At 68.9% G+C, this 21,814-nt stretch carries 21 protein-coding genes, 1 tRNA gene and 1 pseudogene; 9 read left to right on the forward strand and 14 right to left on the reverse strand.

The window, feature by feature from the left end; genetic code table 11:
- The 3 genes from dnaJ to dnaK are packed head-to-tail and all read right to left on the reverse strand — an operon-like array spanning position 1 to position 3,683.
- On the reverse strand, positions 1-1,176 hold the full coding sequence (dnaJ, locus tag GGE06_RS15155) for a molecular chaperone DnaJ (RefSeq protein WP_116160177.1): 1,176 nt from the start codon (positions 1,174-1,176) through the stop codon (positions 1-3).
- Between the two features lie 33 nt (positions 1,177-1,209).
- Positions 1,210-1,845, reverse strand: a complete 636-nt coding sequence (gene grpE, locus GGE06_RS15160) for a nucleotide exchange factor GrpE (protein WP_116160176.1) — start codon at positions 1,843-1,845, stop codon at positions 1,210-1,212.
- Positions 1,842-3,683, reverse strand: coding sequence for a molecular chaperone DnaK (gene dnaK, locus GGE06_RS15165; protein WP_116160175.1), 1,842 nt, complete (start codon positions 3,681-3,683; stop codon positions 1,842-1,844). The genes grpE and dnaK overlap by 4 nt, the downstream gene beginning before the upstream one ends.
- 212 nt (positions 3,684-3,895) lie before the next feature.
- On the opposite strand from dnaK, the gene GGE06_RS15170 reads away from it, so the two are divergent.
- From GGE06_RS15170 to GGE06_RS15180, 3 genes are all read left to right on the forward strand, one after another.
- Positions 3,896-4,429, forward strand: a complete 534-nt coding sequence (locus GGE06_RS15170; protein ID WP_246532574.1) for a sugar transferase — start codon at positions 3,896-3,898, stop codon at positions 4,427-4,429.
- 107 nt (positions 4,430-4,536) lie between these two features.
- Complete coding sequence (locus tag GGE06_RS15175) at positions 4,537-6,795, forward strand: (Fe-S)-binding protein (protein ID WP_116160174.1); 2,259 nt, start codon at positions 4,537-4,539, stop codon at positions 6,793-6,795.
- Positions 6,796-6,947: 152 nt separating this feature from the next.
- A complete protein-coding gene (locus tag GGE06_RS15180) occupies positions 6,948-7,781 on the forward strand; it encodes a Yip1 family protein (RefSeq protein WP_116160173.1) in 834 nt (277 codons plus the stop codon).
- Between the two features lie 88 nt (positions 7,782-7,869).
- Here the strand turns inward: GGE06_RS15180 and GGE06_RS15185 are convergent, their stop codons facing one another.
- Entirely contained in the window at positions 7,870-8,367 is a 498-nt protein-coding gene (locus tag GGE06_RS15185) for a phosphoribosyltransferase (protein WP_024755952.1), read from the reverse strand.
- A 13-nt stretch (positions 8,368-8,380) separates the two neighbouring features.
- Positions 8,381-8,956: a dCTP deaminase gene (dcd, locus tag GGE06_RS15190; RefSeq protein ID WP_030690788.1), complete on the reverse strand. Its 576-nt coding sequence runs from the start codon at positions 8,954-8,956 to the stop codon at positions 8,381-8,383.
- A gap of 402 nt (positions 8,957-9,358) precedes the next feature.
- Here dcd and GGE06_RS15195 point away from each other — a divergent pair.
- Positions 9,359-9,429: transfer RNA gene (locus GGE06_RS15195), tRNA-Gly, on the forward strand.
- A gap of 88 nt (positions 9,430-9,517) precedes the next feature.
- Here the strand turns inward: GGE06_RS15195 and GGE06_RS15200 are convergent.
- The 5 genes from GGE06_RS15200 to GGE06_RS15220 form a co-directional block, all read right to left on the reverse strand.
- Positions 9,518-10,792 carry a M23 family metallopeptidase gene (locus tag GGE06_RS15200; RefSeq protein ID WP_184931060.1) on the reverse strand — a complete coding sequence of 425 codons (1,275 nt, stop codon included), beginning with the start codon at positions 10,790-10,792 and terminating at the stop codon, positions 9,518-9,520.
- Positions 10,793-11,399: 607 nt separating this feature from the next.
- Entirely contained in the window at positions 11,400-12,581 is a 1,182-nt protein-coding gene (locus GGE06_RS15205) for an HTTM domain-containing protein (RefSeq protein WP_116160171.1), read from the reverse strand.
- On the reverse strand, positions 12,571-13,182 hold the full coding sequence (locus GGE06_RS15210; RefSeq protein ID WP_116160170.1) for a DUF5819 family protein: 612 nt from the start codon (positions 13,180-13,182) through the stop codon (positions 12,571-12,573). Before GGE06_RS15210 ends, GGE06_RS15205 begins: the two co-directional genes overlap by 11 nt.
- A gap of 245 nt (positions 13,183-13,427) precedes the next feature.
- Entirely contained in the window at positions 13,428-14,753 is a 1,326-nt protein-coding gene (locus GGE06_RS15215) for an ice-binding family protein (protein WP_116160169.1), read from the reverse strand.
- Positions 14,754-15,214: 461 nt separating this feature from the next.
- Positions 15,215-16,069: a helix-turn-helix domain-containing protein gene (locus tag GGE06_RS15220; protein WP_184931061.1), complete on the reverse strand. Its 855-nt coding sequence runs from the start codon at positions 16,067-16,069 to the stop codon at positions 15,215-15,217.
- Positions 16,070-16,428: 359 nt separating this feature from the next.
- Here GGE06_RS15220 and GGE06_RS15225 point away from each other — a divergent pair, with 359 nt between their 5' ends.
- The 5 genes and pseudogenes from GGE06_RS15225 to GGE06_RS42575 all read left to right on the forward strand — a co-directional run bounded on the left by GGE06_RS15225 (position 16,429) and on the right by GGE06_RS42575 (position 19,709).
- The gene (locus tag GGE06_RS15225) at positions 16,429-17,178 is read left to right on the forward strand and encodes a transposase family protein (protein ID WP_184931062.1); all 750 of its coding nucleotides are present in this window, start codon (positions 16,429-16,431) and stop codon (positions 17,176-17,178) included.
- 999 nt (positions 17,179-18,177) lie between these two features.
- A pseudogene (locus GGE06_RS42565) lies at positions 18,178-18,390 on the forward strand (serine hydrolase domain-containing protein); the annotation flags it as partial.
- A gap of 269 nt (positions 18,391-18,659) precedes the next feature.
- Entirely contained in the window at positions 18,660-18,857 is a 198-nt protein-coding gene (locus tag GGE06_RS15235; RefSeq protein ID WP_116160160.1) for a hypothetical protein, read from the forward strand.
- Between the two features lie 88 nt (positions 18,858-18,945).
- Positions 18,946-19,239, forward strand: a complete 294-nt coding sequence (locus GGE06_RS42570) for an alpha/beta fold hydrolase (RefSeq protein ID WP_246532575.1) — start codon at positions 18,946-18,948, stop codon at positions 19,237-19,239.
- Positions 19,239-19,709, forward strand: a complete 471-nt coding sequence (locus GGE06_RS42575; RefSeq protein WP_246532576.1) for an alpha/beta fold hydrolase — start codon at positions 19,239-19,241, stop codon at positions 19,707-19,709. Before GGE06_RS42570 ends, GGE06_RS42575 begins: the two co-directional genes overlap by 1 nt.
- A gap of 348 nt (positions 19,710-20,057) precedes the next feature.
- Here the strand turns inward: GGE06_RS42575 and GGE06_RS15245 are convergent, their stop codons facing one another.
- Genes GGE06_RS15245 through GGE06_RS42585 form a run of 4 tightly spaced genes read right to left on the reverse strand, consistent with a single transcriptional unit; the run spans position 20,058 to position 21,604 of the window.
- Positions 20,058-20,540: a hypothetical protein gene (locus GGE06_RS15245; protein WP_184931064.1), complete on the reverse strand. Its 483-nt coding sequence runs from the start codon at positions 20,538-20,540 to the stop codon at positions 20,058-20,060.
- Positions 20,541-20,561: 21 nt separating this feature from the next.
- Entirely contained in the window at positions 20,562-20,732 is a 171-nt protein-coding gene (locus GGE06_RS15250; protein ID WP_181924584.1) for a hypothetical protein, read from the reverse strand.
- Between the two features lie 27 nt (positions 20,733-20,759).
- A complete protein-coding gene (locus GGE06_RS42580; protein WP_184931065.1) occupies positions 20,760-21,116 on the reverse strand; it encodes a PRC-barrel domain-containing protein in 357 nt (118 codons plus the stop codon).
- Positions 21,113-21,604: a DUF5994 family protein gene (locus GGE06_RS42585; RefSeq protein WP_116160157.1), complete on the reverse strand. Its 492-nt coding sequence runs from the start codon at positions 21,602-21,604 to the stop codon at positions 21,113-21,115. The genes GGE06_RS42580 and GGE06_RS42585 overlap by 4 nt, the downstream gene beginning before the upstream one ends.
- Positions 21,605-21,814: the final 210 nt, after the last annotated feature.

The raw sequence follows: 21,814 nt of genomic DNA on the forward strand, positions 1-21,814 counted from the left end.
TCACGCTCCCTTCGCGGCCTGGAACAGCTCGGCCCGCGGGTCCTCCGAGGCGGTCGCCTCGCGGAAGGTCTCCAGGGCCTCGCGTGCCTTGTCGTCCAGTTCCTTCGGCACCGCAACCTCGACCGTCACGAGGAGGTCGCCGCGCGTGCCGTCCTTGCGGACCGCGCCCTTGCCCCGGGCGCGCATGGTCCGGCCGTTCGGGGTGCCCGCGGGCAGCTTGAGGGTGACCGCGGGGCCGCCGAGGGTCGGGACCTTGATCTCGCCGCCGAGCGCCGCCTCCGAGAAGGAGACCGGCACCGTGACGGTGAGGTTGTCGTCCTTGCGGCCGAAGACCGGGTGGGCGTCGACGTGCACGACGACGTACAGGTCGCCGTTCGGCCCGCCGCGCTCGCCCGGCGCGCCCTTGCCGCGCAGCCGGATCTTCTGGTTGTCGCTCACGCCCGCCGGGATGCGGACCTGCATGGTGCGGGAGGACTTGGCCCGCCCGCTGCCCTTGCAGACCTCGCAGGGGTGCTCGGCGATGAGGCCGCGGCCCTTGCAGTCCACGCAGGGGTCGGTGAGCGAGAAGCCGCCGCCGCTGCCGCGCGAGACCTGACCGGTGCCGACGCAGGTCGGGCACACCCGGGGCGTGCCGTTCTTGTCGCCGGTGCCCGAGCACGCCGTGCACGGCTGCTGGCTGGACATCCGCAGGGGCACGGTCGCGCCCTCGATGGCCTCGGTGAAGCTGAGCGTCACCTCGGACTCGATGTCCTGGCCGCGCCGCGGCTGGGTGCGGGTGGCACCCCCGCCGCGGTTGAACAGGCCGCCGAAGACGTCCCCGATGCCACCGCCGCCGAAGCCGCCGCCGCCCGCCCCGCCCTGGGCGCCTCCGAAGAGGTCGCCCAGGTCGAAGTTGAACGAACCGCCGGCGCCCGGCCCGCCGGCTCTGAAACCGCCGTTCCCGAACAGGGCGCGGGCGTCGTCGTACTCCTTGCGCTTCTTGGGGTCGCCGAGGACGTCGTTCGCCTCGGAGATCTCCTTGAAGCGCGCCTCGGCGCTCGCGTCATTCTTGTTGGCGTCCGGATGGTTCTCGCGGGCGAGCTTCCGGTACGCCTTCTTGATCTCGGCCTCGGTGGCGTCCTTGGGGACGCCGAGAACCTTGTAGTAGTCCTTCTCGACGAAGTCCTTCGTACTCATCGACGTCCCTCCTCCCGCTTCCGGGTACGGCTGTTACTCGCTGTCCTTCTCGGAGTCGTCGGGGTCTCCCGACTCCTCCGCCTTCGCCTGCGCCCCCGGCTGGGGCTCGGCGACGGCCACGCGGGCGGGCCGGATGGTCCGCTCGCCGATCCGGTACCCCGGCTGCAGGATCGCCACGCAGGTCGTCTCGGTGACGTCCGGCGCGTACGAGTGCATCAGGGCCTCGTGGATCGTCGGGTCGAAGGGCTCGCCCTCCTTGCCGAACTGCTGCAGACCCATCTTGGCGACGACGGTCTCCAGCGATTCGGCCACCGACTTGAACCCGCCCACGAGCTCGCCGTGGTCCCGGGCCCGGCCGACGTCGTCGAGCACGGGAAGGAGCTCGGACAGGAGGCTCGCGACGGCGATCTCCTTGACCGTGATCCGGTCCCGCTCCACGCGGCGGCGGTAGTTCTGGTACTCGGCCTGGAGCCGCTGGAGGTCGCCGGTGCGCTCGGTGAGCGCCGTACGGGCCTGGTCCAGCTGCGCCAGGAGGGCTACGTCCGTAGCGTCCCCGGCCGGGGCCGTCGATTCCCCCTCGGAGGTCTCGACGGCCTCGGCGGCGTCGTCAGCGGTGGCGCCGGAGGGGACGTCGGACTTCTCCTCGAAGTCCGGGGTCTCCTCGGTCACGCCTGGCCGCCCTTCGGCTTGTCCTCGTCGACGATCTCGGCGTCGACGACGTCGTCGTCCTGCGCCTGGGCCTGACCGGCATCGCCGCCGGCGGCCTGGGCGGCCTGGGCGTCGGCGTACATCGCCTGGCCGAGCTTCTGGGAGACGGCCGCGACCTTCTCCGTGGCGGTGCGGATCTCCGCGGTGTCCTCGCCCTTGAGCTTCTCCTTCAGCTCGGCGATCGCGGTCTCGACCTCGGTCTTGACCTCACCCGGGACCTTGTCCGCGTTCTCCGCGAGGAACTTCTCCGTCTGGTAGACGAGCTGCTCGCCCTGGTTGCGGGACTCGGCGGCCTCGCGGCGGCGGTGGTCCTCCTCCGCGTACTGCTCGGCCTCCTCGCGCATCCGGTTGACCTCGTCCTTCGGCAGCGAGGAGCCGCCGGTGACGGTCATCTTCTGCTCCTTGCCCGTGCCCAGGTCCTTCGCGGTCACGTGCATGATGCCGTTGGCGTCGATGTCGAAGGCGACCTCGATCTGCGGGACGCCACGCGGGGCCGGCGGGAGGCCGGTCAGCTCGAACATGCCGAGCTTCTTGTTGTACGCCGCGATCTCGCGCTCGCCCTGGTAGACCTGGATCTGCACGGACGGCTGGTTGTCCTCGGCCGTCGTGAAGATCTCGGACCGCTTGGTCGGGATCGTGGTGTTGCGCTCGATGAGCTTGGTCATGATGCCGCCCTTGGTCTCGATGCCGAGGGACAGCGGGGTCACGTCGAGGAGCAGGACGTCCTTGACCTCACCCTTGAGGACACCGGCCTGGAGCGCGGCGCCGATGGCGACGACCTCGTCCGGGTTGACGCCCTTGTTGGCCTCGCGGCCACCGGTCAGCTCCTTGACGAGCTCGGCGACGGCCGGCATACGGGTCGAGCCACCGACGAGGACGACGTGGTCGATCTCGCCCAGGGCGATGCCCGCGTCCTTGATGACGTTGTGGAACGGCACCTTGCAGCGCTCGAGCAGGTCCGAGGTGAGCTGCTGGAACTGGGCGCGCGTGAGCTTCTCGTCCAGGTGCAGCGGGCCCTCGGCGGAGGCCGTGATGTAGGGCAGGTTGATCGTGGTCTCGGTCGAGGACGAGAGCTCGATCTTCGCCTTCTCCGCGGCCTCGCGGAGACGCTGGAGAGCCATCTTGTCCTTGGCCAGGTCCACACCGTGGCCGTTCTGGAACTGCGTCACCAGGTAGTCGACGACGCGCTGGTCCCAGTCGTCACCACCGAGGTGGTTGTCACCGTTGGTGGCCTTCACCTCGACGACGCCGTCGCCGATCTCCAGGAGGGACACGTCGAAGGTGCCGCCACCGAGGTCGAAGACGAGGATCGTCTGGTCGTCCTTGTCGAGGCCGTAGGCCAGGGCGGCCGCGGTCGGCTCGTTGACGATGCGCAGGACGTTGAGGCCCGCGATCTCACCGGCCTCCTTGGTGGCCTGACGCTCGGAGTCGTTGAAGTACGCCGGGACGGTGATGACCGCGTCGACGACCTTCTCGCCCAGGTACGCCTCGGCGTCGCGCTTGAGCTTCTGCAGGATGAAGGCGCTCATCTGCTGCGGGTTGAAGCTCTTGCCGTCGATGTCGATCTTCCAGTCGGTGCCCATGTGGCGCTTGACCGACCGGATGGTCCTGTCGACGTTGGTGACGGCCTGACGCTTGGCCACCTCGCCGACGAGCACCTCGCCGTTCTTCGCGAAGGCGACGACGGACGGCGTGGTCCTGGCGCCCTCGGCGTTGGTGATGACGGTGGGCTCGCCGCCTTCCAGAACGCTGACGACGGAGTTAGTCGTGCCCAGGTCGATGCCGACCGCACGTGCCATTTCGATTCCTCCAGCTGACTGACTTGAGTGGAACTGACTCAAGGATGCACGAGGAGGTCGCCTTCGTCAACAGACCTGAGTCGAGTCGACTCAACTCTTCACTCGACAGGACGCTCAACGGGCGCGTCACCCCGCGTCGTTCCCCGGTTTGCCCGGGTTCACATGAAAGGGTCCGGACATATGCCAGGATTCCCGCCGGAGGGTGTGACCGCATGACGGCGCAGCGCGTGTCGACGGCGAAGCGCGTGATGACGGCAGAGCGCGCGCTGACGGCGAAGCGCGCGTTCGACGTGGCGGGCGGGACGCTCCTGCTGCTCGCCCTCGCACCCCTGATCGCCGGCACCGCCCTCTCCGTCACCCTCGGCGGCGGTGGCGCCGTGCTGCGCCGCCGGACGGTGGCGGGCCTCGGCGGGCGGCCCTTCACGATGCTGACCTTCCGCACGAAGAGCCCGCTGGCCGCGCTGCCGCTGCTGCTGCACGTCGTGGCGGGCCGGATGTCGCTCGTCGGCCCGTGCCCGCTGACCCCGACCCACCGCGAGTGCGCGGGCGAGGGCCGCCGCCGGCTCTCCGTGCGCCCGGGACTGACCGGACCGTGGCAGATCAGCGGCCGCTCGGACCTTCCGTGGGAGGAGCGCGAGCTGCTCGATCTCCACTATGTGGACCACCACTGGCTGGGGATGGATCTGCTGATCCTGGCGCGTACGCTTCCAGCTGTACGCAGGCGTCGCGCGGCAAGGTTTGCCTGAGCGACACATATCACCGCGAGCGCCGCTACAGCGCGGCGCCGTGACCGGGTAATCTCAGCAGGAACTCAATAAGTTACCGCTTAGTAGGCCCGCCCGAGGAGCCCGTCATGCAACTCGCCGCGATCATCGTGTCGATCGCCATCACGGTGGTGGCCGTCGCGCTGTTCGGCCGCGCCACCGTGCAGATCTACCGCTTCGTGCGGCTCGGTCAGCCGGTCCCCGCCGGCACACGCACCGGTGACCCCAAGCAGCGCACCATCACGCTGGTCAAGGAATTCCTCGGCCACACGCGCATGAACCGCTGGGGCATCGTCGGCTTCGCGCACTGGTTCGTCGCGGTGGGCTTCTTCTCGCTGCTCCTCACCATCGTGAACGCCTTCGGCCAGCTCTTCCAGGCCGACTGGCTGATCCCGATCATCGGCGACTGGCTGCCGTACGAGATCTTCACCGAGTTCCTCGGGCTCATGACGGTCCTCGGCATCGTGACGCTCATCGTCATCCGCCAGCTCAGCAAGCCGACCAAGGCCGGCCGCAAGTCCCGCTTCGCCGGCTCCAAGACCGGCCAGGCGTACTTCGTCGAGGCCGTCATCCTGATCGTCGGCGTCTGCATCATGACGCTCCGCGCCCTGGAGGGCGTCCAGCACCACGTGACCAGCTGGGAGCCGGGCTTCTTCGCCTCGTACCCGCTGATCGCGCTGCTCGACGGCCTGGACCTGAGCACGATCCAGTACCTCACCTACTTCTTCGCCTGCCTCAAGATCGTCACGTCCTTCACCTGGATGATCACGGTCTCGCTCAACACCAACATGGGCGTCGCCTGGCACCGCTTCCTCGGCTTCCCGAACATCTGGTTCAAGCGCAACGCCGACGGCTCCACCGCCCTGGGCGCGCTCCAGCCGATGACGACGGCCGGCAAGGAGATCGACTGGGAGGACCCGGCCGAGGACGCCGTCTTCGGCGTCTCCCAGGTCGAGCAGTTCTCCTGGAAGGGCATCCTCGACTTCTCCACCTGCACCGAGTGCGGCCGCTGCCAGTCGCAGTGCCCCGCCTGGAACACGGGCAAGCCGCTCTCCCCCAAGCTCCTGATCATGTCCCTCCGGGACCACGCCCACGCCAAGGCGCCGTACCTGCTCGCGGGCGGCGGCAAGGACATGGAGGGCAACGAGAAGGCGTCCGAGGAGCAGCTGAAGGACGTCCCCGCCTCCGCCCTGGCCGAGGCCGAGCGCCCCCTCATCGGCACCGCCGAGGAGAACGGCGTCATCGACCCCGACGTCCTGTGGTCCTGCACCACCTGCGGCGCCTGCGTCGAGCAGTGCCCGGTCGACATCGAGCACATCGACCACATCGTCGACATGCGCCGCTACCAGGTGATGATCGAGTCCGCGTTCCCGTCCGAGGCGGGCACGATGCTCAAGAACCTGGAGAAGAAGGGCAACCCCTGGGGCCTGGCGAAGAAGCAGCGCGTCGAGTGGACCAAGGAGGTCGACTTCGAGGTCCCGATCGTCGGCAAGGACGTCGAGGACCTCACCGAGGTCGACTACCTCTACTGGGTCGGCTGCGCGGGTGCGCTGGAAGACCGCGCCAAGAAGACCACCAAGGCCTTCGCCGAACTCCTCCACATCGCGGGCGTCAAGTTCGCGATCATGGGCGGCGAGGAGAAGTGCACCGGTGACTCCCCGCGCCGTCTGGGCAACGAGCCGCTGTTCCAGCAGCTGGGCGCCGAGAACGTCGCGATGCTGAACATGGCGTTCGGCGAGGACGACGAGGACGAGTCGACGAAGAAGCCGAAGTCGGCGAAGAAGATCGTCTCGACCTGCCCGCACTGCTTCAACACCATCGCCAACGAGTACCCGCAGCTCGGCGGCGAGTACGAGGTCATCCACCACACCCAGCTGCTCCAGCACCTCATCGACGAGGGCAAGCTGATCCCGGTGACCCCGGTCGAGGGCCTCATCACGTACCACGACCCGTGCTACCTGGGCCGTCACAACAAGGTCTACACGCCGCCGCGCGAGATCATGTCCGCCGTCCCGGGCCTGCGCCAGCAGGAGATGCACCGCCACAAGGAGCGCGGCTTCTGCTGCGGCGCCGGCGGCGCGCGGATGTGGATGGAGGAGCGGATCGGCAAGCGCATCAACAACGAGCGCGTCGACGAGGCCCTGTCCCTCAACCCGGACATCGTCTCGACGGCCTGCCCGTTCTGCCTCGTCATGCTCACGGACTCCGTGAACGGCAAGAAGAACGAGGGCAAGGCCAAGGAGTCGGTCACGGTCGTCGACGTCGCCCAGCTCCTCCTCGACTCGGTGAAGACCCCGGTCGAGCCGGAGGAGCAGCCGGCGACCGAGGAGCCGGAGCCGGCGGTCTGATCCCGGACACGACGAGAGGGGCCGCCCCGCGCTTGAGGAAGCGCGGGGCGGCCCCTCTCGTACGCATGGGGAACCCCTAGGGGATGTCACAGCTCAGTGGCAAGGTCCGGCCTGGGGAGCGACCACACGGCGGAACCGGGTACGTTCAAGGCGTGGCTGGATTCAGGAACGGACGCGGCCGGGACAACCGCCCCCCGCAACAACAACCGCAGCAGGCGCCGTACGGGTACAACGCGGCCCCGCCGCCGTACCCGCAGCAGCAGTGGCAGCAGCCCCCGCAGGGGCGGCAGCAGCCGACGTACGGAGAGCCGGAGTACTTCGGCGACCCGCACCAGCACCAGCAGCAGCACGCGGCGGCGAACAACCCGGGCCACACCCAGATGTTCAGCGTCGACGACCCGTACGCCCAGGCCGGCGGCTACCAGGCACCCCCCGTCCCCACGGGCCCCCGGCTGCCCTGGAAGCAGCTCCTGAGCGGCATCGTGTTCCGCCCGGCGGACACGTTCCTGCAGATGCGGGACCACGCGGTCTGGGGCCCGGCGCTGATCGTCACGTTCCTCTACGGACTCCTCGCGATCTTCGGCTTCGACCAGGCCCGCGAAGAGGCGCTCAACGCGACGATCTCGACGACGATCCCGTACGTCCTGATGACCGCCCTCGGCTTCGTGCTCGGCGGCCTGATCCTGGGCGCGGTCACGCACACCCTGGCGCGCCAGCTCGGCGGCGACGGGGCCTGGCAGCCCACCGTCGGCCTCTCGATGCTGATCATGTCGATCACGGACGCGCCGCGCCTGGTCTTCGCGCTCTTCCTGGGCGGCGAGAACGGCCTGGTCCAGATCCTCGGCTGGGCGACCTGGCTGGCGGCAGGCGCGCTCCTCACCGTCATGGTGAGCCGCTCCCACGACCTCCCCTGGCCGAAGGCCCTGGGCGCCTCGGCGATCCAGCTGGTGGCCCTGCTGAGCCTGATCAAGCTGGGCACGCTGTGAACGCCGTACTGACGCACTGACGCACTTGACGCATGAGAAAGGCCCCCGCCGAACCCGGCGGGGGCCTTTCTCGTGCTCACGGGGTGGCTCAGGCGTCGAGAACCTGGCCCTCGCGCTTCACGACGGGCGGCTCGACCGACCAGGGGAAGTTGATCCACTCGTCGGTCTTCTTCCACACGTACTCGCACTTCACGAGGGAGTGGGACTTCTCGTAGATGACCGCGGAGCGGACCTCGGCGACGTGGTCGACGCAGAAGTCGTGGACGAGCTTGAGCGTCTTGCCGGTGTCGGCGACGTCGTCCGTGATCAGGACCTTCTTGTCGGAGAAGTCGATCGCGTCCGGGACGGGCGCCAGCATGACCGGCATCTCCAGGGTGGTGCCCACCCCGGTGTAGAACTCGACGTTCACGAGGTGGATGTTCTTGCAGTCCAGCGCGTACGCCAGACCGCCGGCGACGAAGACGCCGCCGCGGGCGATGGAGAGCACGATGTCGGGCTCGTAGCCGTCGTCGGCGATGGTCTGCGCCAGCTCGCGGACGGCGGTGCCGAAGCCCTCGTACGTCAGGTTCTCGCGTACCTCACTCATGCCTGCGACCGCCTCACACCTGGGTCCGATGGAAGTTCATGTAGGAGCGGGAGGCCGTCGGTCCCCGCTGGCCCTGGTACCGCGAGCCGTACCGCTCGCTCCCGTACGGGAACTCGGCGGGCGAGCTCAGCCGGAACATGCACAGCTGGCCGATCTTCATCCCCGGCCAGAGCTTGATCGGCAGGGTGGCGAGGTTCGACAGCTCCAGGGTCACGTGCCCCGAGAAACCGGGGTCGATGAACCCGGCGGTCGAGTGCGTGACCAGCCCGAGCCGCCCGAGGGAGCTCTTCCCCTCCAGCCGCGAGGCGATGTCGTCCGGCAGGGTGATGACCTCGTACGTCGAGGCCAGGACGAACTCGCCCGGGTGCAGGATGAACGCCTCGTCGCCCTCCGGCTCGACCTCACGCGTCAGGTCGAGCTGCTCGACGGCGGGGTCGATGTGCGGGTAGCGGTGGTTCTCGAACACCCGGAAGAAGCGGTCAAGCCTCACGTCGATGCTCGAGGGCTGCACCATGGATTCGTCGTACGGGTCGATGCGCACCCGTCCGGCATCGATCTCGGCCCGGATGTCCTTGTCTGAGAGAAGCACCCCCCCACGATACGCACGATACGCAGAGGGCGCGGACCTGCCCCGATCGGCAGGCACCCGCGCCCGGCACCTCACGGCTCAGCGCCGCCCTGCCTCCACCGGCACCGCATGCCGCAACCGCGCACACCGTGGACACCGGATGAGCCGCCCGGGCCCGATCCGCCCGGCACCGAGCTGCTGAAGCGGGAACGAGGCGGTACTGAACACATGCCCTTCGGCACAACGGACGACGGTGCGCTCCATCGAAGCCATCAAGTCCCTTCCCCTACACGTCTGGTGGACGATCAGCCACATTAGGGGATGAAGGGGGCGCCCCCAGCACACGCCACGGCGGGAGCTTCGCCTCAAGTGGCGCATGGGGTACAGTGTGCAACGATGCGGAACGGATCATCCGTCCGCTGTGCGGATGTAGTTTAATGGTAGAACATGAGCTTCCCAAGCTTATAGCGCGGGTTCGATTCCCGTCATCCGCTCGTGAACGAAGGCCCTGGTCGGAGACCAGGGCCTTCGTCGTCGTCCAGGACTCTCCGGGCGTCACGCGCCGAGGTCGGCCGGGAGCGGTCAGAACTCCAGCACCTCGCGGTCGAGCGGGTACCGGGCGCGGTGGGGGCCGTCGTACGGCGAGGGTGTGATCGGCAGGACTCCGGTCGGCTGGAGGCCCAGGTTGTCGTCCCAGATCCGGGGTTCGACGTGGCCGACGACGCGGAACTTCCGGAAGGTGAACGGCGGGCTGTCGGTCGGGAAGAACTCGGGCGTGGTCATCACCTGGAAGTGCAGGTGCGGCGTGGTCGAGTTCCCGCTGTTGCCGATCAGGCCCAGGACCCGGCCGGGTTCGACGTGGTCGCCCTCCCGGACCCTGAGCGAGCCGGGCTTCAGGTGGGCGTAGAGCAGGTAGCGGCCCGGCGCGACCTCCACGGTGACGTGGTTGCCGACGGTCTCGTCGATCGGCGGGACCGGCGGGGTGACGGGCGGCGTGTTGTCCGGGATCCCGTCCTGGACCTCCACCACCCTGCCGCCGGCCGCCGCCACGACGGGCTGCCGGTAGCTCAGGTAGCTGGTGAGCCGCGCGGGGTCGCCCTCCCAGGTCTGCCCCTGCTCGCCGACCCGGTACCAGTCGATCGCGAAGCGCTGCGGCACGTAGAAGCGGCCGTTGATCGGACCGAGGCCGCGCCGGTGGTGGGTGTTGCCGCAGCACGACTCGCTGGAGTACCAGGTGCCGGGGCGGACCGGCGCGTTCAGGTTCAGCGGCGCGGTGCGGTCGGTCGGGGTGATCTGGACCGTCTCCTCGAACGGGGAGGCACCGGAGGCGGTGAGGACGGCACCCGAGAGGTGGTGCTCGAGGACCTTGGGCACCCGCTGACCGCGGTCGAGGACCAGGTCGAGCCAGACGACCCACTCCTGGGAGCCCGGGATGACGGTCGGCGTCGGCCCCGGGGGCGCCGGCGTGTACCCGTCCGCACCCGGCAGGGGGTCGCCCACCGGGTTGGCGGCATCGGCCAGCGCCTGCCCGCTCAGCGAGCCCACCACCCGGTGCGTGCGGGCGTCCCGGACCTCGACACGGTCCAGCCGCACCCGTGCGCTGCTGGGCAGCGCGTTCGTGGTGAGCAGTTCGTACGAGAGGTGCGTCTTGCCGTCCGTGGCGTCGAACGGCGCCGGTTCGGTCATCACCGCCGCCGTCAACGGCGTGAACTGGGGGCCGGGCACCGGCGTGGCCGCGCCGGTGCCGTATCCGGGTGCCGTCGAAGCCGTCAGCATGCCGACCGCGAGCACGGCGGCGGCGAGCCCGCGACGTAGCGGGGTGCGGCCGGTGCGGTTGCGAGGGTGGCGCTCTGCCATGGTGCTCTTCCAGTCGTCGGGTCCGGGACCGTGAAGATCACCGGCACGCCCCGCGCCGAGGCGCAGGCCCATGTAATCCGGCCGAGCGGCGCTCCCGGCGAACGGCGCCGGAGTCGGGTACCGAACTACACCCGTCCAGCCGCACCGGACCGCCGGGCGGGAGCCGGCACGTGCCCCATCCGTGCCCTCCAGGGCGGTGAACAGCGGTCACCACGGGTACGAGCAGAGCCTCCCGGCAGGACCCGTGAAGAGACTTGTCCGCAGGTCAGAGGCCATATGAACGGCCAAAGCAGCGGTGATTCCCAAGCTTATGGCGCGGGTTCGATTCCCGTCATCCGCTCTTGAACGAAGCCCCAGGTCAGAGACCTGGGGCTTCGCCGTTGTCTAGACCTCTTGGGGCCTACTCCCGCACCACCGACGCGGCGCCATAGCGTCGCGCGGGTGCGCCTCTGGCTGGAGCCTGACGCGCAACCGCGGCAGACCCTGGGGCGGCTCGGCCGGGAGACGCTCGCACGCGCACGGGACTCGGCAGGCCTGGACCGTCTCCCGTCCGAGGTCAGCCTCCGGGAGGTCCGCCACAGGGCCCATCGCGTGGACTGAACCGCTTTTACCCTCCACTCGGAACGGCCTGGTCCTGCGGGGCGGGTAGCTCCGGTCTTCCCTGGGCGGGTACGGATCCCGATCCTGTGGCCCGGCCGGGTGCCGCCTGCCGCATTCCGGTGCGCCGTGCCGCACGGCGCCACAGTCGGGGCAGGAAGGCGTAGAAGCGGTCGGGCAGGAACACGGCGTCCGCGATGATCATCGCGCCGGAGAAGAGCGGCAGCCCCATCAGTACGGCGATGCCGATGTGCATCCCGAGCAGCACGGCAAGAACGGGATACTTGAGCCGGCCGAAGAGTACGAACGGGAAGGCGACCTGGACGAGCACCGTGACGTAGCCGGTGATCGCGATCACCATCGGGAAATCGTCCACGAGGTGGGAGAGCGCGGGCCAGGGCTGGAACAGTTCGAGGTTCAGCGCGTAGTGCAGAGCGGTGCCGCCGCCCCAAGTGGAACCCTGGACCTTGTACAGGCCTGCCGATCCGTAGAGGAAGCAGACCTGTGCGGCGATGACGAAGACGCCGCAGTTGTGCACCACGGTGGTCAAGGTGACGCGGGCGTGGCGGAGTTCCTGCGCGTACAAGCCCCGCACCGGCTCCGGCACGTCGCCCGCACGAGCCGACTTGAGCCGGTCGCGACGTGCGTCCAGGGACCAGCGTCGACCGCACGCGGTCAGGACGAGGTACATGGCCATCAGCAGGACCAGGTTGTCGCCCCCGTCCGTCATGAAGATCGACCTCGCGTGGAACGAGATCACCACGACGGCGAAGAGGACGGACATGACGCGGGTCCGCCAGCCCAGGATGAACAGTACGGACGTGACGACGGCCATCGCGTAGCAGAACTCGAAATAGGCAGGGCTGTCGGACAGGACCAGGACGCTGTTCCAGCCCGTCTGCTCGAAGAGCTGCGCCGCCAGCGCAGGCGTCCAAGGGGACTCGGGTCCCCAGATCTCTCCACGGTGCGGGAACTCGCGGAGCAGGAAGACCAGGTAGAGCAGCCCGTAGCCGATGCGCAGCACCGAGGCGGCGTACAAGGACACCGGGCGGCCGGTGAGGAGGGCCCACAGAGCGCTGACCCGGCCGAGGAGCCACTGACGGGCGACACCGACCAGCGAAGTCCCCGGACTCTGGGGGCGTTGTGGTGCGGCTGCCGCAGAGGAGGGCCGGGAGGGCTGCTCAATTCCCATGGGGGGTCACCTTCCACCAGGGCAGGAGCCGGTTCTCGGTGGGTACCGGCGGGCGGTTACCGGCGGCTGTGCCGGGAGCGGCGATGGGCGTCGTGACGACCCGAAGCTGAACGAAGTCGAACGTGTCACCACCGTGGCGGGCGGCGAAGCGGTCCGCGGCGATATTGCGCAGGTACTTCTGCATCATCACCGCCCGTTCCGAGCGTGCCGTGTCGCTTCCTCCGTGCGTCTCGACATAGGAGCTCCAGGCGCGGCGCAAAAGGTTCTGAGCCGTGTGGCTCGGAAATGCGTTGTGGTCGACTGCGGCATTGTCCACGGCGGCCAGGTCGAACCAGGGGCTCACTCGTACCGATCCGTCGGAGGCCGTTTGTGCAGTTCTTGCCAGGACCTTCCGGTTGAAGGAATCGGGGTCCGGTGCGAAAAGTCGCCAATTCTGCTCGAAAAGGGGGTACACCCATCCGTTGACCTGTGGGCTGTACCGCTTCGATACGGGGTTGGGGGGGGCCACGTGAAGGAACACCATGACGACATGGACCAGCGTGGTCACCAGACACAGGGCCACGGCCGTGCGCAGCCCCGCTCTCAGCGCCCGGACCCTCATGGGCCGTCTGTCCGGCGGGGTCGCTCTGTCGTGTTCTGGTGGCAGGGGGGCCGGATCGGAACCGCACTGCTGGAGTTCCTGCACGGCCGCTGTTTCGATTCCGCTCGACACCGCCCACCCTGTCCTTCGCGTATGCGCTGCTCGCGCCTGAGTCTCTGCGTCTCTCACCGGCGGCGCACGACGGAACCGCTGAGGATTCCGCCGCGCGCCGTCATCCGATGAACGGTCTTGATGCGGCCTGCTGCTCAGCCCTCGTGGACCGCGGGCTTGTCGGCGTAGCCGTAGTTCCCGTCGGCCTGCTCACCGTGGTCGCCGTAGTCACCGTGGTCGCCGTGGTCGCCGTGGTCACCGTGGTCGCCGTGGTCACCGTGGTCACCGTGCTCCGGCTTGCCGGGCCCCTCGTCGTGCCCCTGCTCCGGCCCACCGTGCTCGGGCTTGCCTCCGTGGTCCGGCCCACCGTGGTCCGGCCCACCGTGGTCCGGCTGGCCGCCGTTCCCGCCGGCGACGTTCCCGCCGGTGATGGAGCCGCCGGTCGTGTTCCCAGCGCTGTTGCCCGACGTGTTACCGCCAGTGGTGTTCCCGGCGGTGTTGCCCACGGTGTTCCCGGAGGTGTTGCCCGCGATGTTCCCCGAGGTGCCGCCGCCCACCAGGTTGACGCTGGGCCCGCCGATGAGGGTGCCGCCGATCAGACCCAGAGTCGTACCCGTCGTCGCCCCGGTGGTCCCTCCGGTCGTCGTCCCCGCCGTCGCGCCGGTCGTCGTACCGGTCGTCGTACCGGTCGTCGTCCCCGCCGTCGCGCCGGTCGTCGTACCGCCGGTGGCGCACCCGCCGAGGAAGATCCTGTTGTTGTTGAGCGTCACCTCACCGTTGCGGGCCAGTGCCCGGCCCTCGACGCTCGCCCCCTGGTTCACGAAGATCGAGGTCAGGGCCATGATGGTGCCCACGAAGGTGGAGGTGGTGCCGAGGGTCGCCGAACTCCCGATCTGCCAGTAGACATTGCACGGCGAAGCACCGTTGGTGAGGAGGATCCTGCTGTTGGATGCCGTCGTCAGGGCTTCGGGGATCTGGAACACCCAGACCGCGTTGGGGTTTCCTCCGGCGTTCAGGATCAGGTCACCGGTGAGGCCGACACCGGATGTGGCCCTGTGGACGCCGGGAAGCAGCTCCTGACCCCCGCCGATTCCTGCGGCGAGCGGGAAGTCCGGCGCCTGGCCCGTGAGTTGGCCGGCCGCGTTGTTGTACGCCACGATCAGATCGCTCTTGGCCTGGGCGGCCGCGGCGTCCGCGGGGTGCACAGCGCCGAGTACCAGGCCGGGCGGGAAGCCGGTGATGGCCGGGTTCGGGTGCGTCCCGAGGTCGTGATCGAGCACCGAGTTGCCGGTGTTGGTGACTCCCTGCCCTGCCAGGACGGAGTAGCTGGCGGTCGTGCCCAGAGGTACGGGCGTCGCGATGGCAAGTGCCTGCGTCGACGTGACGGCGACCATGGCGGCGGCAACTGCTGTGGCGAGGGCCGAGGCCAGCCCGCCGGACAGAATGCGGCGCTGAGTCGTTCGAGGGATGTGCAGCTTCATCAAGAGGCCATTTTCTGTGGGGGGGCCATGGCACACGCCGGGCCTACGGATCACCCGGGGTGCCTTCTAGCTGTGGCCGCATATTACGCATGAAAATTTGCGCACCCGTACCGGGCGAAACCGAGGAGGGGTGGTGAATATAAAAAGATTCAACGCCGCGGCGCGTGATGAAAATATGTAATTCCGGGCCGCCGACGATTCGGAACATCGCCGGATGAGTGAAATTCGATCGGTTCACACGAAGCGGCACCGCACACCTGTCCTGAAACCGACCCCGATGTGAACACTGATGTACGCCGACTGGGTCGAATCAGGACCGCTGCGGCATGGGCGTGGCGCGCCCGGGGGCGAAAAGCGCAAGGAGGCGCGGCAGCAGCGGCGGGTTCTTCCCGGTGCCGGCCGCGTGTGGAGGAGCAGCGGTTCCGGGGCATCGTCGCAGCCCGGCGCGTCGCCCTCGGGGTTCAGGACGCGTAGAGCTTGATGGCGTCGGTGATGAAGTGCCGGCTCTGCTCCGGGGCGAGGGCCAGCGCCCGCAGCCGGGCGTGCGTCACGCTGTACTGCTGTACGTCGGACGCCTTCTCCAGGCAGAGGCCGCTGGTGAACCTCTCCAGATACACCACCGCCTCACGGGTGTCGGGGAACTCCAGGATGGAGAACTGTCCCGTCAGCCCTGGGTGAGCGCCCGTGCCGTGAGGGAGTACCTCGACGGTGATGTGCGGCTCGGTGCTGAGCGCGTGCAGGTGCTCCAGTTGCTCGCGCATGATCTCCCGGCTGCCGACGACACGCCGCAGGGCCGATTCGTCCAGGACGACCCACAGATGCAACCGGCGGGCGAGGTCATAGATCCGGTACTGACGGCGGAGTCGCACCTTCAGTCGCGCGGCGGCCTGGTCGACCGTGACGAGGGGGATCGTTTCCTCAATGACCGCGGCGGCGTAGGCGGGGGTCTGCAGCAGGCCGGGGACCACCATGGCCTCGTAGGCTCGGATGGAGGCGGCGACCGCCTCCAGGTCGAGATAGACGCTATGGGGGATGTCACCGTAGGAGTGCCACCAGCCCTGACGGCTCGACTCCCTGGCCAGTGCTGTCAGGTGGTCGACGAGATGCTGGTCGGTGACGCCGTAGAGCACGCAGAGATCGCGTACGTCGCGGGGGCTGACCGCACGGCGACCCGTCTCCATGTGACTGACCTTGGCCTGGGAGATCAGCAGTTCCGCCGCGACCTGCGTGCCGGTCATACCGCGGTCCTCACGGAGCCGGCGCAGCTCCGCCCCCAGTCGTCGTCCTGTGACGGTGGGGTTGTTGTTCGCCGCCATGGGCGGTGTACCTCCGGCTCCAAGCCACTACGTGCCCGAGCAGATTGGCATGGAGCACCGGTTGTTGATCACGCGCCGTGCCGCCGGTGTCGTGCGTCGGTAAAGAATTGTGACGATTCAATCTGCCCGGCGTCACCCGTACGGACCAGCGCTCCGGGGCCCACGGCGCCCTACGGCGCGCAAGCCGGGCCGCGGGGAGGGAACGGCGGCCAGGATCGGTGGGCGGATCAGTGAGCTCTTTCAGAGTGGCCACTGATCGAGTGACCCAGACCGAGTCAGGATGAGGACCGCAACGCACAGGGCTCCCGTGCCGTTGAGGGAGGTGTTCGAAGTCTCAACCCATCGGCACAGGAGCCCTGTTGGTTCCCTATCCTGCCGCACTCGACCTGCCTCATGCTCTGGTCGAGTGGGTATCCATGCTCATCGTCACCCGTGAGGGTGACCGACGCTGCAAGCTGCCGCCCCACCAGCGCGCCCTCGTCGGCCTGGTCTACCTTCGCCGGCACGACACGCTCGCGCAGATCGCCGCCGGTTTCGGCATATCCGTCGGCACCGCCCACGCTTACGTCCAGGCCGTCGTCCAGCATCTGTCCGGCCGGGCGCCGGGCCTCCTGCGGGTCCTGCGCGAGGCCGATCCGGATTACGTTCTGCTCGACGGGACGCTCGCCGAGTGCGACCGGGTCGGCGACAGCCGGGCCGACTTCTCCCAGAAGCACCGCCGTCACGGCGTGAACGTGCAGGTCATCGCCGACCCCACCGGCAGGCTGCTGTGGATCTCACCCGCGCTGCCCGGCCGCACCCACGACCTGACCGCGGCCCGCACCCACCGCATCATCCGGATCTGCGAACGCCAGGGCGTCCCAGTCCTCGCCGACCGCGCCTACATCGGCGCCGGCCCCTGGGTGACCACACCGATCAGACGGCTCCCGAACCGGGACCTCACCACGACCCAGCAGACGATCAACCGGGCCCTGTCAGCGGCACGAGCACCGGTCGAACGCAGCGTCGCAAGGCTGAAGTCCTGGCGCATCTTCCGCAAAGCCCGCTGCAGCCCCAACCGCATGACAGCCATTGCCGCAGCCGTCCTCACCCTGGAGCGTCAACGCTGAAATTGCTCAGTGGGCGAAGCGGCGGGGTGCCACGGAGTTCACGCCGAGGTGGAGAACGGCGGAGATGAGCACCAGTACGCCGGTGGAGAGGAGTCACAGCCCACCGCCGAGCGTCGAGCCGACGATGATCAGCGCGACCACAACCTCGGCGTCTGTGTCCGTGTTCTGCATCGGGGCCTTCTGCGCTGACTCGGTGCCGCTGCCGGTGCCCCGGCGGGGCGAGCATCGGCTTCGAGGGCGCGACCCCGCCAAGCCCTTCCAGCGTGGCACACCGGCTGTTCCCGGTCGTGGGTCGGCCTGGCGTTGTGCAGCCCATCGGTGCTGGTGTCCGCGTAGACGACTCGACTGCGCCCCCGATGTCCTGTGGCCGGCACCCCCTACCGCGCCATGGCCCGTCTGAGCCGCCCGGCATTGACGTTCACGGGCTCCACCGCCGCCGCCCGGGACTCGACGCCGCGGCCGGGCGCGTCCATGAGAGCACCTCGGCTCTGCAGCCGAGGCCCCGTGGCATCGTGCCCCGTCCGTGCCCTTCGGAACGGTGAACAGCGGTCAACACGGGTATCGCCGGATCACCGAAAGGAGCCGCGAGAAGGGGCGTTTTCGCAGGTCAGAAACCTTCTGATCGGTGCCGGCTTCGGTGATTCCCAAGCTTATAGCGCGGGTTCGATTCCCGTCATCCGCTCCAAGGCAAAGCCCCAGGTCGGAGACCCGGGGCCTTTGTGTTGTCCAGATCTCTCAGGGTCCCTGCACGGGACTCGGGGTCACCGACCACCCGACGGCCCGTGTTGAGCTCGGGGTCAGCCCCTCCGGAACCGGACCGGTGTCGGGGTCGACGTCTGCACGGCGGAGTTCGGCCAGTTCCTCTGGCATGGAGGCGAAGCCCCCAGCAGGACCATCAGCAGCCAGCGGATGCCCATGGCTTCGGCAAACGCGAGGACCTCGACCGTGGCCACGCGCCGCCTGTCGGCCGCCGGCACCCACCTCGGGGGCACCGCCCACGGCCTCTTCTGGCCTCCGGCACCGACCCCGCCCCAGGACATTCTGATCCACTACGGCCTCACTGGCACGGCACGTGGATCAGCCCCACCCAAGACCGGTGGGCCGTCCTCCTCACCGACAAGCTCCGCTTCAACCGCCCGCGAACCCCTCGCCGCCGTCCGCGACACCTTCCGGGCAACCGCCTTCGCCGCGGAGGGCCCGCGGACGACGTAGGTGCATCGAATGGTGGCTGACCTCTTCCTTGCGCAGCGTGCGTTCCTTGCGCAGCATGCGCTCCATGAGACGGGCTCCTGACAGCAGGCGGGAGGACGGGGATCGCGCCCGTCCTCGGCATTGAAGGGATGGCCGCCTCCGACGCCGCCACATCGGGACGGGCGTCACCCGTGTGCCTCGCTTCGCGGTCGACCTGATGCAGACGGTCGCTGTCCGTGTGAGCGTGATCCGAGGGAGTCCGTACCCACGCATCAGGAGGAGTCGCCGTCATGGGCGGTAAGCAGGACAAGCATCAGGAGCCGGGCAAGGGCCGCGAGGCACAAGGTCACCAGCGACCGGGAGACCCCGCGCACCCCCAGCCGGGCAAGCAGTCCCGCGAACGGGGACAGAAGCAGGGCCAGAAGGAGACCTCGCGCCGCGAGGACGACCTGCTGCGCGAAGAGGACCTTCACGACGAGCCGCTTTGACCAGAGCAGCACTCGTCCACGGAGATCGCAAGACTTGGTCGCCGGTGACCGCCGGCAGCACACGATCACCTGATGAGCAGGGGACGTTGTGACACGACAGGTCATTCCGCACGACGTCATGGGCACCGGCTCCGAGCAAGCCCTCCTGCTCCACAACTGGTTCGGCGACCGGTCGAGCTTCGACCCGATGCGCGAATACTCGAACGGGGACGCGTTCAGCTACGCGTTCCTGGACTGCCGCGGCTACGGCGAGGCGATCGACGCCGACGGCGCGTTCACGATGGACGAGGTCGCCGGGGATGCCTTGGCCGTGGCCGACCATCTGGCTGGGAGTCCTTCTCGGTCATCGGCCACTCCACGGGCGCCGATGCGGCCTGACTGATGCTGCTGGAGACCCCGCCGCGCATCCGCTCGATCATCGGCATCTCGCCGGTACCCGCGTCCGGCTTCCCGCTCGAAGGGGAGATGCGGGAGCTGTTCGCCGGGGCCGCGAAGAATCCCGGCAACTGCAGGGCGATCATCGACAACACCACCGGCGGGCTGCGCGATGACGCCTGGCTGGACGGGATGGTGAGCCGCTCGGTGGGACGTTCCTCGGCGACGGCCTTTCGCGCGTACCCGGACTCCTGGGCGCGTGTCGACTTCCACGAGCGGGTGAAGGACAACCCGGTCCCCGTCCTCCTCCTCGCCGGCGCGAACGACCCCGCGCTGGGGCCCGGGGCCATGCGAGCGACCTGGATCCAGTGGTATCCGAATGCTCAGCTGGAGGTGCTCCCGGACACGGGACACCACGCACCGGAGGAGTCCCCCGAGGCCGTCGCCGCGGCCATCGAGCGACACCTCGGCCGCTGAGGGTTCAGGATCGGGCTGTCGGGTCGGCGCTGACACCGTCGCACACCGCGAACGCAAGACCTGTCGAGAACAGGTACTCCACGTCCTGTAGGAAGCCGTCAAAGGCAACCGCCTCCTCGGCCTCCCTCACCCACCGGGGAATCCGCCGTATGGAGGCCGAAGAAGAACGCGGCTGAACCGGACCGTCCGAGGGCCCGCCTTCTCTCCCGACCTGTCCGGCCCGCAGTCATACAATGGGACATGGATCGAGCACGCTCACGTGTGACGATCCGGAAGGGCGGCCTCGGCGGAGTGAATGCGCTGGGGCCGTTGTGACGACCGCCGCCATGAGGCCCGCGTCGCCCTACGTCATGTCGCCGCCCGGTGCTGGTGACCCACCTCGCGCGCGAGGTCCAGTACGAGGAAGCGGTCGAGGAAGGCGAACCTCTCGAACTCGGCACCGGACGGGACGTCGACGCGGACCCCGCCGACCGCGTCCTGTGCGGCGGTTCCGTACGCGTGGACGTGTACGTCGGCAGCGGCGCGGAGCGTTCCGTCCGGATGGTGAACACCGCCGATGGCCGGCGGGTGGACGTCAAGAGCGGACATGGCGCGATCAAGCACCTGGGCTTGCTCAGGAGGCAGGTCCGGCGTGGTGAGGAACGTGCTGGACTGCAGGCCGTTCAGCTCCGCCGTACGCGCCAGTACGTCACCGACCAGGAGCACCCGCAGGTCCGTCATACCGATCCCGGCGTCGCTGACCGGCAGGTGGACGCAGACGCTCAGCAGATGGCGGCGTACGGAGGGAATCTCCACGGGGCGGCCGGTACGGGTGTCGACGATGCGCAGCATGATGCGGAGACCGTCGCCGAGTCACCGGAGCGGGCGGTGGCGGGCGGAGCGGCGGGTGCGCAGGGCCATGTAGAGGAGGTCTGCCACGAGTACCGCGATGCCGATGAAGAGCAGGAAGAGGAGTCCGTCGGCGACGGCGCCGATGAGGCCCAGGATGATGGCGACGATGATCAGGGCGAGGAAGAGTGTCATGGGGACCGCCTCCCGGGCGTCGGGTGCTCAGCGTCGGGCGAGTTGGCGTTCGCCGTTCGCACCGGGTTCGTAAGCGAGGCCGTAGTGACGGAAGACGGCTTCCTCGTCCTCGAAGGGCAGGACACCGTCCGTGCCGATGGAGGGGCTTCGTTTCACCATTCTCCTGTCGTGGGCGACGCGCACGTACCCCGGGCCCACCGTCGCCCCTTCCAGGGGGACGAACACCAGGCGGTGCCGGGTGGGCAGGCCGACGCGGACCGTGGCCATGGCCGGTTCGTCGGTGCTGGTGTCGACGTAGACGGATTCCAGTTCGCCGATCTTGTGGCCGCCGGGGTCCACCACGTCCTGGTTGCGCCACTCGCGGATGTCCGCCGTCTGGATCACGCCGCTCCTCCGTCCTCGGTCGTCGGTGGGGGAAGCGGGGCGACGAGGAGCTCGGTGGCCTGCGTGATGTTGTCGGCGCGGACCGCGCGGGCCATGGCCGTGCGGGCGGCATCGGGTTCCGTGTCCGGCGGCACCACCATCAGCGCGAAGTGGTCCTTGTCGCCCCGGGTGATCAGGACGGTGTCGTCGCCGACGGGGAAGGAGTCGAGGTGCACGACCCGGTCGTCGATGACCAGTCGGGTCGGAATCGCGTCCCACGCGCTGGCGTCCAGGCCGACCCGGGTGATGGGCCCGAGGTGTCCGGTCAGGACGGACACCAGTGCGGGGACCTCCTGCTCCACGTCTCGGGTGCGCGGCCACCAGGCCCCGTCGAGGACGCCCTGCCGGGAGGGCGTCGTCTCCAGCCGGAGCAGCGCCGTACCGGGTCGTACCGCCTGGTGGATCTCGTCCGGCAGGAGCAACGGGGGCGGGATGTCGGAGTTGGCCATGGTGGATCCGCCCGTCTACGGGTGAGGTGCCGCGGCCCGCCACGGCCGCGCCCGGGAGGGGCGACAGGCCGTCGGCAGGGCGACTGGGCCGTCATCTCACGGTAACCCCGGCTACCGCGTGTCCGCCCGGCGCCGCACACTCGTTCGCACAAAACGGAAGTATCTCCCCTTATCAGGCCGAAAACGGCCTGCTCGGACGTACCCTGGAAG

This window comes from Streptomyces nymphaeiformis (assembly GCF_014203895.1).
Classification (GTDB): domain Bacteria; phylum Actinomycetota; class Actinomycetes; order Streptomycetales; family Streptomycetaceae; genus Streptomyces; species Streptomyces nymphaeiformis.

What these genes read in the sequence shown, in the direction of transcription:
- dnaJ (WP_116160177.1), bottom strand. Translation starts at nt 1,176, where the DNA reads ATGAGTACGAAGGACTTCGTCGAGAAGGACTACTACAAGGTTCTCGGC.
- dnaK (WP_116160175.1), bottom strand. Translation starts at nt 3,683, where the DNA reads ATGGCACGTGCGGTCGGCATCGACCTGGGCACGACTAACTCCGTCGTC.
- GGE06_RS15170 (WP_246532574.1), top strand. Translation starts at nt 3,896, where the DNA reads ATGACGGCGCAGCGCGTGTCGACGGCGAAGCGCGTGATGACGGCAGAG.
- GGE06_RS15175 (WP_116160174.1), top strand. Translation starts at nt 4,537, where the DNA reads ATGCAACTCGCCGCGATCATCGTGTCGATCGCCATCACGGTGGTGGCC.
- GGE06_RS15185 (WP_024755952.1), bottom strand. Translation starts at nt 8,367, where the DNA reads ATGAGTGAGGTACGCGAGAACCTGACGTACGAGGGCTTCGGCACCGCC.
- GGE06_RS15200 (WP_184931060.1), bottom strand. Translation starts at nt 10,792, where the DNA reads ATGGCAGAGCGCCACCCTCGCAACCGCACCGGCCGCACCCCGCTACGT.
- GGE06_RS15205 (WP_116160171.1), bottom strand. Translation starts at nt 12,581, where the DNA reads ATGGGAATTGAGCAGCCCTCCCGGCCCTCCTCTGCGGCAGCCGCACCA.
- GGE06_RS15210 (WP_116160170.1), bottom strand. Translation starts at nt 13,182, where the DNA reads ATGAGGGTCCGGGCGCTGAGAGCGGGGCTGCGCACGGCCGTGGCCCTG.
- GGE06_RS15215 (WP_116160169.1), bottom strand. Translation starts at nt 14,753, where the DNA reads ATGAAGCTGCACATCCCTCGAACGACTCAGCGCCGCATTCTGTCCGGC.
- GGE06_RS15220 (WP_184931061.1), bottom strand. Translation starts at nt 16,069, where the DNA reads ATGGCGGCGAACAACAACCCCACCGTCACAGGACGACGACTGGGGGCG.
- GGE06_RS15235 (WP_116160160.1), top strand. Translation starts at nt 18,660, where the DNA reads ATGGGCGGTAAGCAGGACAAGCATCAGGAGCCGGGCAAGGGCCGCGAG.
- GGE06_RS42575 (WP_246532576.1), top strand. Translation starts at nt 19,239, where the DNA reads ATGCTGCTGGAGACCCCGCCGCGCATCCGCTCGATCATCGGCATCTCG.
- GGE06_RS15245 (WP_184931064.1), bottom strand. Translation starts at nt 20,540, where the DNA reads ATGCTGCGCATCGTCGACACCCGTACCGGCCGCCCCGTGGAGATTCCC.
- GGE06_RS15250 (WP_181924584.1), bottom strand. Translation starts at nt 20,732, where the DNA reads ATGACACTCTTCCTCGCCCTGATCATCGTCGCCATCATCCTGGGCCTC.
- GGE06_RS42585 (WP_116160157.1), bottom strand. Translation starts at nt 21,604, where the DNA reads ATGGCCAACTCCGACATCCCGCCCCCGTTGCTCCTGCCGGACGAGATC.